The sequence below is a fragment of the Rathayibacter sp. PhB127 genome, from assembly GCF_003751665.1.
Taxonomy (GTDB): Bacteria; Actinomycetota; Actinomycetes; order Actinomycetales; family Microbacteriaceae; genus Rathayibacter; species Rathayibacter festucae.
Genome location: NZ_RKHW01000002.1, coordinates 1 through 11,403 on the forward strand (window position 1 = coordinate 1; position 11,403 = coordinate 11,403).

Sequence of the window (11,403 nt, forward strand, 5' to 3'; positions counted from 1 at the left end):
GCAAGCTGGGCTTCATCGTTCGACTTGCATGTGTTAAGCACGCCGCCAGCGTTCGTCCTGAGCCAGGATCAAACTCTCCGTAAAAAAATTACGAATACCAACCCCGAAAGGAAGGCACTCAAGTTTGACCTCTAGCAAATAAGACATCATTACTGACATCAATTTCCAAAGGAACCCAACCGGATCACAAGACCCGGACGGGGTTATAAATTTGGCATTGAACATAGTGCACGCTGTTGAGTTCTCAAGAATCGGACACATCCCGCCTCCACACCAGAAGAGGTGCTTCACAACGGAAGTGATCGAAGTAGTCGTACCGAGAGCCGGTCTGATTCAGACGGGCCGTTCGATTTGTTCATGTCGCCGAGACCGGGTAGGCTTATCAGAACCGAAGTCCCGATCGCCTCCGTGGCAACTCGACTAACTTAGCACATCCGCAGGCCGTGTCAAATCGGCGTCTTCGTGATGCTCAGCGTCGGATCCGGAGATCGTCTCGCCGTCATCGTGCGCAGCCGAGGCCGTGCACCGAAGCCGAGGACCTGGGTCCCGCGGAGGCTTTGCATCTTACGCTCGCGATCCGCCGCCATCAAGAGACGAATCTCTAACAGGCTTGAGAGCGAGGGGATGGTCATCGCTTGAGGGGGGCCGGCGGGTCACGATGCTCTGCATCCGACTCTCGCTGTCCGCTCCTTTGGGCTGACGAGGAGTTACATTACGTCGAGGTTTCGCGGCCCTGCAAATCGCTCGTCGCCCGGGCGTGTCGCGATCCGGGCTCCTCGCGGGGCGGACCGCGTCCGCGTCAGGAGACGAAGGCGCCGGCGAAGCTCTTCTTGCCGCGGCGCAGCACGGCGATCCCGTCGATCAGCGGGAGGTCGCCGAGCACGGCGGCGTCGTCCGACACCGCGGCGTTGTTCACCGAGAGACCGCCCTGGCCGATCGCCCGGCGGGCCTCGCCGAGGCTCGCGACGAGTCCGGCCTCCACGAAGGCCTGCACCACCGGAGTCGCCGCGGTCGCCTCGACCGTCGTCACCGCCTGCAGCGCTCCCCGCAGGATCCCCGCGTCGATGCCCTCCAGCGATCCGCGACCGAAGAGCGCCGAGGAGGCCGCGATCACCGAGGTCGTCACCGCCTCCCCGTGCACCAGGGTGGTGACCTCGCTCGCGAGCGCGCGCTGCGCCTCGCGCTTGAACGGTGCTTCCACACTCGCCTGCTCGAGCCGCTCGATCTCCGTGCGCGGCAGGTAGGTGAAGGTCTTCAGCCGGGCCGCCACGTCGCGGTCGTCGGTGTTGAGCCAGAACTGATAGAACGCGTACGGGCTGGTGAGCGACGGGTCGAGCCACACGGCGTTGCCCTCGCTCTTGCCGAACTTCGTCCCGTCGGAGTTCATCACCAGCGGCGTCCCGATGGCGTGCACCGAGACCCCCTCCGTCCGGTGGATCAGATCGGTCCCGCTGGTGAGGTTGCCCCACTGGTCGCTGCCACCCGTCTGCAGGACGCAGCCGTACTGGCGGTAGAGCTCGAGGTAGTCCAGCCCCTGCAGGATCTGGTAGCTGAACTCGGTGTAGCTGATCCCCGCGTCGGAGTTCAGGCGGGCACTGACCGCGTCCTTCTTGAGCATCGTGCCCACCCGGAAGTGCTTGCCGATCTCCCGGAGGAAGTCGATCGCCGACAGCGGCGCCGTCCAGTCCAGGTTGTTCACCAGCCGCAGCGGGTTCTCCCCCTCGGTCGACAGGAACCGCGACACCTGCGCCTGCAGGCGGGACACCCACTCGACCACCGTCTCGCGGGAGTTGAGCGTCCGCTCCGCCGTCGGCCGCGGGTCGCCGATGAGCCCGGTCGATCCGCCGACGAGACCGAGGGGCCGGTGCCCGGCGAGCTGGAGCCGGCGGAGGACGATCAGCTGGACCAGGTTGCCCAGGTGCAGGCTCGGCGCGGTCGGGTCGAAGCCGCAGTAGTAGGTGATCGGGTCTCCGGCGAGGAGCTCGCGCAGCGCTGCCGCGTCGGTCGACACGTGGATCGCGCCACGCCAGAGGAGCTCGTCCCAGACGTTCTCGAACGAGGGATCGAGCGACGGCATGGTCGCGGATCCGCGGGAGTCCTGATCGGTCACCCGTCCAGGGTAGCGCGAGGCCGGCGGCTCGCCCGGCGCCTGATCAAGTCCGGACGCTTGATCGCACGGCATCAAGCCCTGATACTTGATCGAGGAGGTCATCGTGTTCGTCATCACCGCCGATCAGCGCGACAGTCGTCACGACGACGACCGGGTCGAGCAGGCGATCGCCGCTCTGCTCGAATCGGAGGAGTCGTCCTTCGTGCTCCCTCCCGAGCGCACCGCGGGCGACGAGTTCCAGTTCGTGCTCGACCGCGCTGAGGCCGTCGTGTCCGTGATCCTCGCGCTCCACCGCTCCGGGCACTGGAGCATCGGCCTCGGCATCGGCGCGATCGAGCGGCCGCTGCCCCGGACCACCCGCGCCGCCCGCGGAGCGGCGTACTTCGCGGCACGTCGCGCGGTCGAGGCGGCGAAGGGTCGGGCGACCCGCTTCTCCCTCGACCCCGGCTCCCCCGGAGCAGACCAGCCGAGCACCGACTCGCCGGAAGACGCCTTCCCCTCGGTCCGCGACGCCCAGGCCCTGTTCGATCCCCTGCTCCACCTCCGCGATTCGCGGACCCCGGCCGGCTGGGAGATCGTCGACCTGCTCGACGCAGGACTGTCGCAGAAGGAGGCGGCCGAGCAGCTCTCGGTCTCCCCCCAGGCGGTCAGCCTCCGGGTGCGCGCGGCGAGCGCGCGCGCCGACCGACCGGCACGGGACGCCCTCGCTCGGCTGCTGACGGTGGTCGACCGTACGCTCGACCCCGACGCTGCGGCGAGCGCCGATCCGTCGCAGCGAGGATCGATCGAGACCGACGCCGCTTCCGCTTCCGCTTCCGCTTCCGCTTCCGCTTCCGAGAGGACACCCCGATGACGGCACTCCGCACCGCACTGCCCGAGACCTTCGCCGTCGCCGCGCAGTCCGCCTCCTGGACCGGCGTGCTCCTGGTGCTCCTCGCCGGAGTCGCGGGCGCCGTCCTCGCGGTGCGCCTGCGCCGCCCCTCGCTCGGCTGGATCAGCATCGGCGCCGCGGCAGCCGCCTTCCTGCTGACCGGCGTGGCCGGCGCCTCCGCTCCCCCGGCGCTCGCTCTCGCCGTCGTGGTGCTCGCCTTCGCACTCGCGGTCCTCGGCGGCGGGCCGGTGGTCCTGCTCACCCTCGATCTGGCGACCACCGACTCCCGCAGCGGTGCACACGGCGGCATCATGATCGCCGCCGCTCAGCGTCCGGGGACCCCCGGGGTCGCTCCGTCGGCGATCGGCCAGCCGATCGAGGTGCTGCGCGGCGGCACCACCATCGGCGTGCTCGAGCGGATCGCCACCGCGGGCGCCCTGCTCAGCGGCCTGCCGGAGGGCGTCGCCGTGATCGTCGCCGTCAAGGGCGTCGGCCGCTTCAGCGAGCTGGCGTCCCCCGAGGCACGCGAGCGCTTCATCATCGGCACGCTCGCCAGCCTCACCTGGTCTGCGGCGCTGGGGATCCTCGCGCGGCTCTACCTGGCGGGCTGACCGCCGCCGGCGTCCGGGCGACGCCGGGCCACCGCCCGCCGGTAGGGCGAGACCGATGGATCTCCGGGGATCGAGAACCGCCAGGGGAAGGCGATATCACCGCCCTCGCCGGAGACCCCGGTCCGCGCGGACGACTCGATCAGCACATCGGCCCCGCGCGGCCGCAGCTCGAACGCCGTCGTCATCGGGTCCCCCGACTCCGCGAGGGTCACACCGAGCGCCTTGGCGAGACGCGCCGGACCGCGGGCGAGGTCGCGGGAGCGCACCGGACCGCGGCGCTGCAGGGCCAGCTCCTCCCCCACGACCACCTCGCCGGCGCGCAGCAGCACCGCCGACGCCGTGCCGGCCGGCGAGCAGACCAGGTTGACGCAGGTGTGCATGCCGTAGCTGAAGTACGCGTAGACCGTCCCCGGCTCCCCGAACATCGGCGCGTTCCTCGGCGACCGGCGCCGGTGCGCGTGCGATCCGGGATCCTCGCCGAGTCCGAGATACGCCTCGACCTCGGTCAGCCGGACGCCGACGACGCCCTCGCCGGTGCGGTGCAGCAGCACCGCTCCGAGCAGATCGGGAGCGACCTCGAGGGCCGAGCGCGACAGGTCGAGCGGCTCCGGCATCCCTAGAAGAAGCTCTGGCCCGAGACGACGGTGACGATGATCACCGCGATGATCACGACGCCCGCGACGACGACGAGGGTCCGCTGCTGCCACGGCGGCAGCGGCGGACGGCCGTCGTCGCCGGGCGGGCCCTGGAGCGTCACGACGCGTCCCCGCGGAGGGCGGACCGGACGACGCGCACGCGCTCGGTCAGCTGCGCGAGCTGCTCCGCCACCCGGTCGGGTGCGGTGCCGCCGACGCCGTCGCGGCTGGCGACCGAGCCCTCGATGCTGAGCACCGAGCGGACGTCGGGCGTCAGCAGGGGCGACACCGAGCGCAGCGCCTCGTCGTCGAGGTCCTCGAGGCCGAGGCCCCGGGTCTCGGCGAGCTTGACCAGCTCGCCGGTGATCTCGTGCGCGTCGCGGAACGGCACGTGCTTCTTGACCAGCCACTCGGCGACGTCGGTCGCGAGCGAGAAGCCCTGCGGGGCGAGCTCGGCCATCCGGTCGGTGTGGAAGGTCAGCGTGGCGATCATCCCGCTGAATGCGGGGAGGAGCACCTCGAGCGTGGTCACCGAGTCGAAGACCGGCTCCTTGTCCTCCTGCAGGTCGCGGTTGTACGCGAGCGGGAGCGCCTTCAGTGTCGCGAGCAGGCCGGTCAGGTTGCCGAGCAGCCGACCCGCCTTGCCGCGCGCGAGCTCGGCGATGTCGGGGTTCTTCTTCTGCGGCATGATCGACGACCCGGTCGAGTAGCCGTCGTCGAGGGTGACGAAGGCGAACTCGCGCGTGTTCCAGAGGATGATCTCCTCCGCGATCCGCGAGACGTCGATGCCGATCATCGCGCTGACGAAGGCGAACTCGGCGACGAGATCGCGGCTCGCGGTGCCGTCGATCGAGTTGGGCACGCTCGTGGCGAAGCCGAGCTCGCGGGCGACCGCCTCGGCGTCGAGCCCGAGGGTCGAGCCGGCGAGGGCACCGGAGCCGTACGGCGACACGTCGGCGCGGACCGCCCAGTCGCGCAGCCGCTCGAGGTCGCGCAGCAGCGCCCAGGCGTGCGCGAGGAGGTGGTGCGCGAGCAGCACCGGCTGCGCGTGCTGCAGGTGGGTGCGGCCGGGCATGATCGCCGCCGGGTGGGCGGAGGCCTGCGCGGCGATCGCGTCGATCAGCTGCACCACCAGCTCGGCGATGACGGCGGCGTGGTCGCGGAGGTACATCCGCACGAAGGTCGCGATCTGGTCGTTGCGCGAGCGCCCGGCGCGCAGCTTGCCGCCGAGCTCCGGGCCGGCCTCGAGCATCAGGCCGCGCTCGAGCGCGCCGTGCACGTCCTCGTCGGCGTCGTCCGCGGTGAAGCGGCCCTCGACCACGGCCGAGCGCAGCCGCTCGAGCGCGTCGAGCATCCCGGTCAGCTCGGCGTCGTCGAGGTAGCCGGCGGTCGCGAGGGCCCGGGCGTGCGCGCGGGAGCCGGCGATGTCGTACTCGGCGAGCTGCCAGTCGAAGTGCGTCGACTTCGAGAGCGCGGCCAGCTCGGGCGACGGGCCGCCGGCGAACCGGCCTCCCCAGAGCGCGCCGGCCTCGCCCGCGCGGGCGGAGGGTCGTTCCGTCATGGTTCTCCTCGGGGTCGGCTGTCGAGTCTACTGAGCGGCGTCGGGCGTGCCGGCGCGCTCGAGGAGCCAGACCAGCAGGGCCTTCTGAGCGTGCAGGCGGTTCTCCGCCTCGTCCCAGATCACGCTCTGCGGGCCATCGATCACGTCGGCGGTCACCTCGTAGCCGCGGTCGGCCGGCAGGCAGTGCAGGAAGAGCGCGTCCGACGCGGCGGCCGCCATCGTGGCCGAGTCGACCCGGTAGTCGCGGAAGGTGGCGACCCGCGCGGCCTTCTCCTCCTCCTTGCCCATCGACACCCAGGTGTCGGTGATCACGATGTCCGAGCCGGCGGCGCCCGCGGCCGGGTCGGTCGTGGTGGTGGCCGAGCCGCCGGTGGTGGCCGCGATGCGCTGGGCGTCCGCGAGCACGGCCGGAGCGGGAGCGTAGTCCGCGGGCGAGACGATCCGGACGTGCATCCCAGCCGTCGCGCCGGCCAGCAGGTAGGAGTGCGCCATGTTGCTCGCGCCGTCGCCGAAGAAGGTCAGCGTGAGGCCGGCGAGGCGACCGCGGTGCTCGCGGATCGTCAGCAGGTCCGCGAGCAGCTGGCACGGGTGGAACTCGTCCGAGAGCGCGTTGACGACGGGGACACGGGTGCCCGCCGCCATCTCCTCCAGCCCGGACTGCGCGTAGGTGCGCCAGACGATGGCCGCGACCTGGCGCTCGAGCACGCGCGCGGTGTCGGAGGCGGTCTCCTTGCCGCCGAGCTGGCTGCTCGCCGTCGAGATGATCAGCGGGCTGCCGCCGAGATCGGCGATGCCGACCGCGAAGGACACCCGGGTGCGGGTGGAGGACTTGTCGAAGATGACCGCGACGGTCTGCGGGCCGGCGAGCGGCGTCCGCGAGAAGCGGTCGCGCTTGAGCTCGAGGGCGAGATCGAGGATCTCGGCCTGCTCGGCGGGAGTGATGTCGTCGTCGCGGAGGAAGTGGCGGGTCACAGCTGCGGTTCGCTTTCGATCGGGGAAGGAGGTCGGGTCGTTCAGGCGTCGAGCGCCTGCACCGCGCGGCCGAAGCGGGCGACGAACTCGTCGACGTCGGCGGCGGTGATGATGAGGGGCGGGGCGATCCGGATGCTGGACTCGTTCGGCGCGTTGACGATGAGTCCCTCCGCCATCGCGGCGGCGGCGAGCCGGGCGGCGACGGGCTCGCTGAGCGCGATGCCGAGCAGGAGACCGGCGCCCCGCACGCCGGCGATCAGCGGTGAGCCGAGGCCGAGCACGCCCGCGGTCAGCTGCGCCCCGCGCTCCCGGGCGTTCCGGAGCAGGTCGGCGCGCTCGATCTCGCCGATCACCGCGCCGGCGACCGCGGTCGCGAGCGGGTTGCCGCCGAAGGTGCTGCCGTGGTGGCCCTTCTGCAGCAGCTCGGAGGCCGCGCCGAAGGTGACCAGGGCGCCGACGGGGAAGCCGCCGCCGAGTCCCTTGGCGAGGGTGATCGCGTCGGGCAGGATGCCGGCCCGCTGGTAGGCGAACCAGCTGCCGGTGCGGCCGATGCCGGTCTGGATCTCGTCGACGATCAGCAGGGCGCCGCGCTCCCGGGTCAGCTCGCGCGCCCGCTCGAGGAAGCCGTCCGGCAGCGGGATGACGCCCGCCTCACCCTGGATCGGCTCGACGATCAGCGCGGCGACCGACTCGTCGATCGCGGCCTCGAGGGCCTCGACCGTCGCCTCGATGTGCTCGACTCCACCGGGCATCGGCTCGAACGGCGCGCGCATCGCGGCCTTGCCGGTCATCGCGAGGGCGCCCATCGTGCGACCGTGGAAGGCGTTCTGCAGCGCCAGGATCCGGTGCCGACCACCGGCCGCGTGCAGGCGGGCGAGCTTGAAGGCCGCCTCGTTCGCCTCGGTGCCGGAGTTCGCGAAGTAGACGCGGCCCGCCTCGCCCGCGCCGGTCAGCTCGCGGAGCTTCTCGGCCAGCCGGATCTGCGGGGCGGTGGCGAAGTAGTTGGAGACGTGCGCGAGAGCGGCGGCCTGGCGGCTCACGGCCTCGACGAAAACCGGGTGCGCGTGGCCGAGCGAGTTCACCGCGATCCCGCCGAGGAAGTCGAGGTACTCGCGGCCGTCGACGTCCCAGACCCGGCAGCCCTCGCCGCGCTCGAGGACGGCGAGCGGAGCGGCGAAGGTCTGCATCATCGCGGCGGCGTAGCGGTCGCGGGCCTCCGCGGTGCGGGCGGAGACGGGTGCGGGATCGGAGGCGGGGACCTCGGGCGCGGGGACGCCGGGAGCGGTATCGGTGGACATGTCGAGCCTTTCGAGCAGAAGCGGTCCGGCCGGGAGGGCCGTCGGTGCGCGCACCCCGTCGGGGCGGCGCTCGGAGCCGGGGCCGCTGGTGGTCAGCGGCCCGACGTTCGCTCCCGGTCGCGGGGGTCGGCCGAGGCGACGACCTCGGTGCCGACGCCCTCGGAGGTGAAGACCTCGAGCAGCATCGAGTGCGGGACGCGGCCGTCGATGATCGCGGCCTTCGGCACGCCGCCGCGGACCGCGTCGAGGCAGGCCGTCATCTTGGGGATCATCCCCGACTCGAGCGACGGCAGCAGCGCCGCGAGCTCGTCGGACGCGATGTGCGAGACGAGCGAGTCGCGGTCGGGCCAGTCGGCGTAGAGACCGGGGACGTCGGTGAGGATCACGAGCTTCTCCGCGCCGACGGCGACGGCGAGCGCGGCCGCGGCGGCGTCGGCGTTGACGTTGAGCGACTGCGTCGGGTCGTCGGAGTCGGGCGCGATCGAGGAGACGACCGGGATGCGGCCGGCGTCGAGCTGGGCGAGGACGGCCGCGGGGTCCACGGAGATCACGTCGCCGACCAGGCCGAGGTCGTGCTCGACCCCGTCCAGGACCACGCCCCGCCGGCGGCCGACGAAGAGGCCGGCGTCCTCGCCGGAGATGCCGGCGGCCAGCGGCCCGTACTCGTTGATGCGCCGGACGATGTCGCGGCTGATGCTGCCGGTGAGGACCATCCGCACGACGTCCATCGCCTCGGGGCTGGTCACCCGGTAGCCGCCGCGGAACTCGCTGGCGATGCCGAGCCGGTCGAGCATCGCGGAGATCTGCGGACCGCCGCCGTGCACGACGACGGGGCGGATGCCCGCGTAGTGCAGGTAGACGATGTCCTGCGCGAAGGCGCGCTGGAGCTCCTCCGACACCATGGCGTTGCCGCCGAACTTGATCACCATCGTCCTGCCGTGGAACCGCTGCAGCCAGGGCAGCGACTCGATCAGGGTGCCGGCCTTGACGGCCACGGCGTCGCGCAGCGCGAGCGTCTCGGCCTCGGTGGGGTCCCCGGTGCTCACCGGGTTCTCGGAGTCCCTCGGATTCTCGTCGGCCATCAGCTGGAGTACGCCGAGTTCTCGTGGACGTAGTCGTGGGTGAGGTCGTTGGTCCAGATCGTCGCCGTGGCGTCGCCGGCGTGCAGATCGATGTCGACCGAGACCTTGCGCGGGGCGAGGTCGACCAGGTCGCGGCTCGCGTCGGGCTCGCCGGCCCGGCAGACCTGCACGCCGTTCATCGCCACGTCGATGCCGTAGGGGTCGAACTGCGCATCGGTGGTGCCGACCGCGGCCAGCACCCGGCCCCAGTTCGGATCGTTGCCGAAGATCGCGGCCTTGAAGAGGTTGCTCCGCGAGACCGCGCGGGCGACGACGACGGCCTCGTCCTCGGTCGCGGCGTTCAGCACCCGGATCGCGACGTCGTGCGCGGCGCCCTCGGCGTCGGCCTGGAGCTGGAGGGTGAGATCGCGGCAGACGTCGGTGAGCGCGGCGGTGAAGTCGGCCGACTCGGGGCGCACCCCGCTCGCGCCGCTCGCCAGCAGCGCGACGGTGTCGTTCGTCGACATGCAGCCGTCGGAGTCGAGGCGGTCGAAGGTGACCCGGGTCGCCGCCCGCAGTGCGGTGTCGAGCTCGGAGGAGTCGAGGACCGCGTCGGTGGTGATCACGACGAGCATCGTCGCGAGCCCGGGCGCGAGCATTCCCGCACCCTTGGCCATGCCGCCGACGGTCCAGCCCTGCTCGGAGCGGACGGCCGCCTGCTTCGGCACGGTGTCGGTCGTCATGATCGCGCGGGCCGCGTCCTCGCCCGCCTCCGGACCGTTCGCGCCCGGGAGAGCCGCCGAGGCCTCGGTCACCCCGGCCGTCAGCTTGCCGAGGTCGAGCTGATCGCCGATGAGACCGGTGGAGCAGACGAGCACGTCGCCGGCCGAGACGCCGAGGCTCTCGCCGACGGCCTCGGCCGTCGCGTGGGTGACCTGGAAGCCCGTGGCGCCGGTGTAGCAGTTGGCGCCGCCGGAGTTGAGGACGATCGCCGAGACGACGCCGTCGCGCATGACCTGCTCGCTCCAGAGAACCGGGTTCGCCTTGCAGCGGTTGCTGGTGAAGACCGTCGCGGCGTTCTGCAGCGGGCCGAGGTTGTGCACGAGGGCGAGGTCGCGGGCGCCGGTCGACTTGAGACCGGCGACGACGCCGGCCGCGGCGAATCCTGCTGCGGCGGTGATGCTCACGGCGCGACTCCGTTCGTGCTCAGGCCGAGGGTCTCCGGAAGACCGAGGGCGATGTTGGTCGACTGGATCGCGGCGCCGGCGGTGCCCTTGACCAGGTTGTCGAGCGCGGTGACCACCACGACGCGGCGGGCGCGCTCGTCCACGGCGACCCCGATCAACGCCGTGTTCGCGCCGACGGTGTCGGCCGTGCGGGGAAAGGTCCCCTCCGGCAGCAGCTGGACGAAGGGCTCGTCGGCGTAGGCCGACTCCCACGCGGCGCGCACGTCCTGCGCGGACACTCCCGGCGCGAGCCGAGCGGTCGACGTCGCGAGGATGCCGCGCGACATCGGCACCAGGATCGGGGTGAACGAGATCGAGACGGGACCGGCACCGGCGAGCGCCAGGTTCTGCCGGATCTCCGGATTGTGGCGGTGCCCGCCGCCGATGCCGTAGGCGTGCGCCGAGCCGAGCAGCTCGCTCGCGAGCAGATCGGTCCGCAGGCTCTTGCCCGCCCCGGACGGGCCGACGGCGAGGACCGAGACCAGGTCGGCGGCCTCGATCACGCCGGCGTGCAGCCCCGGCGCGAGGCCGAGCGTGATCGCGGTCACGTTGCAGCCGGGCACCGCGATGCGGCGGACCCCGGCGAGCACGTCGCGCTGCCTGCCGGTGCCGGGCAGCATCAGCTCGGGCAGGCCGTAGGGCCAGGCGCCGGCGAACTCGCCGCCGTAGTAGTCGGCCCAGTCCTGCTCGTCGGTCAGCCGGTGGTCGGCGCCGCAGTCGACGACGAGCACGTCGTCGGGGAGCGTCGCGGTGATCTCGCCGGACTTGCCGTGCGGCAGGGCGAGGAAGACGACGTCGTGGCCCGCCAGGTTCTCGGTCGTCGTGTCGACGAGTTCGAGGTGGCGCAGTGAGCGCAGGTGCGGCTGCACCGCGGCGAGGGGCTGGCCGGCGTTCGAGTGCGCCGTGACGGTGCGCACCTCGAACTCGGGGTGATCGGCGAGCAGACGGAGCAGCTCGCCGCCCGCGTACCCGCTCGCTCCGGCCACCGCCACGGAAAAAGTCATGCCCGAGAGCCTAGTCGCTGGCGGGACCCGCCCTCGCCCGGCCCCGGCGGGCGG

11 protein-coding genes and 1 rRNA gene are annotated in these 11,403 nt (G+C 71.9%); 2 read left to right on the forward strand and 10 right to left on the reverse strand.

Annotation, left to right across the window (positions count from 1 at the left end; translation table 11 throughout):
* Both EDF22_RS10515 and tyrS read right to left on the reverse strand, forming a co-directional pair.
* Positions 1-84 (reverse strand): 16S ribosomal RNA (locus EDF22_RS10515); the annotation flags it as partial.
* 715 nt (positions 85-799) lie between these two features.
* A complete protein-coding gene (gene tyrS / locus EDF22_RS10525; protein ID WP_123705562.1) occupies positions 800-2,077 on the reverse strand; it encodes a tyrosine--tRNA ligase in 1,278 nt (425 codons plus the stop codon).
* A gap of 136 nt (positions 2,078-2,213) precedes the next feature.
* Between tyrS and EDF22_RS10530 the strand changes: the two genes are divergently transcribed.
* A complete protein-coding gene (locus EDF22_RS10530) occupies positions 2,214-2,963 on the forward strand; it encodes a DNA-binding protein (RefSeq protein ID WP_185020587.1) in 750 nt (249 codons plus the stop codon).
* Positions 2,960-3,592 (forward strand): hypothetical protein, encoded by a 633-nt coding sequence (locus EDF22_RS10535; protein ID WP_123704909.1) that lies wholly within the window; start codon positions 2,960-2,962, stop codon positions 3,590-3,592. Before EDF22_RS10530 ends, EDF22_RS10535 begins: the two co-directional genes overlap by 4 nt.
* Here the strand turns inward: EDF22_RS10535 and EDF22_RS10540 are convergent.
* The 8 genes from EDF22_RS10540 to argC all read right to left on the reverse strand — a co-directional run bounded on the left by EDF22_RS10540 (position 3,577) and on the right by argC (position 11,349).
* Positions 3,577-4,206, reverse strand: coding sequence for a DNA-3-methyladenine glycosylase (locus tag EDF22_RS10540; protein WP_123704911.1), 630 nt, complete (start codon positions 4,204-4,206; stop codon positions 3,577-3,579). The two genes, EDF22_RS10535 and EDF22_RS10540, sit on opposite strands and share 16 nt — an antisense overlap.
* A 2-nt stretch (positions 4,207-4,208) precedes the next feature.
* Complete coding sequence (locus tag EDF22_RS20800) at positions 4,209-4,349, reverse strand: hypothetical protein (RefSeq protein ID WP_159422422.1); 141 nt, start codon at positions 4,347-4,349, stop codon at positions 4,209-4,211.
* Positions 4,346-5,788 (reverse strand): argininosuccinate lyase, encoded by a 1,443-nt coding sequence (gene argH / locus EDF22_RS10545; RefSeq protein ID WP_123704913.1) that lies wholly within the window; start codon positions 5,786-5,788, stop codon positions 4,346-4,348. The genes EDF22_RS20800 and argH overlap by 4 nt, the downstream gene beginning before the upstream one ends.
* Before the next feature lie 27 nt (positions 5,789-5,815).
* The gene (argF, locus tag EDF22_RS10550; protein WP_123704915.1) at positions 5,816-6,760 is read right to left on the reverse strand and encodes an ornithine carbamoyltransferase; all 945 of its coding nucleotides are present in this window, start codon (positions 6,758-6,760) and stop codon (positions 5,816-5,818) included.
* Between the two features lie 41 nt (positions 6,761-6,801).
* Entirely contained in the window at positions 6,802-8,058 is a 1,257-nt protein-coding gene (locus EDF22_RS10555; RefSeq protein ID WP_123704917.1) for an acetylornithine transaminase, read from the reverse strand.
* Between the two features lie 92 nt (positions 8,059-8,150).
* Positions 8,151-9,104: an acetylglutamate kinase gene (gene argB / locus EDF22_RS10560; protein ID WP_260303405.1), complete on the reverse strand. Its 954-nt coding sequence runs from the start codon at positions 9,102-9,104 to the stop codon at positions 8,151-8,153.
* Positions 9,105-9,139: 35 nt separating this feature from the next.
* On the reverse strand, positions 9,140-10,306 hold the full coding sequence (gene argJ, locus EDF22_RS10565; RefSeq protein ID WP_123704921.1) for a bifunctional glutamate N-acetyltransferase/amino-acid acetyltransferase ArgJ: 1,167 nt from the start codon (positions 10,304-10,306) through the stop codon (positions 9,140-9,142).
* On the reverse strand, positions 10,303-11,349 hold the full coding sequence (argC, locus tag EDF22_RS10570; RefSeq protein WP_123704923.1) for an N-acetyl-gamma-glutamyl-phosphate reductase: 1,047 nt from the start codon (positions 11,347-11,349) through the stop codon (positions 10,303-10,305). The genes argJ and argC overlap by 4 nt, the downstream gene beginning before the upstream one ends.
* Positions 11,350-11,403 lie beyond the last annotated feature (54 nt).

Coding starts and splice junctions, on each gene's coding strand:
- EDF22_RS10540 (WP_123704911.1), bottom strand. CDS start 4,206: ATGCCGGAGCCGCTCGACCTGTCGCGCTCGGCCCTCGAGGTCGCTCCC.
- argH (WP_123704913.1), bottom strand. CDS start 5,788: ATGACGGAACGACCCTCCGCCCGCGCGGGCGAGGCCGGCGCGCTCTGG.
- tyrS (WP_123705562.1), bottom strand. CDS start 2,077: ATGCCGTCGCTCGATCCCTCGTTCGAGAACGTCTGGGACGAGCTCCTC.
- EDF22_RS10555 (WP_123704917.1), bottom strand. CDS start 8,058: ATGTCCACCGATACCGCTCCCGGCGTCCCCGCGCCCGAGGTCCCCGCC.
- EDF22_RS10535 (WP_123704909.1), top strand. CDS start 2,960: ATGACGGCACTCCGCACCGCACTGCCCGAGACCTTCGCCGTCGCCGCG.
- argC (WP_123704923.1), bottom strand. CDS start 11,349: ATGACTTTTTCCGTGGCGGTGGCCGGAGCGAGCGGGTACGCGGGCGGC.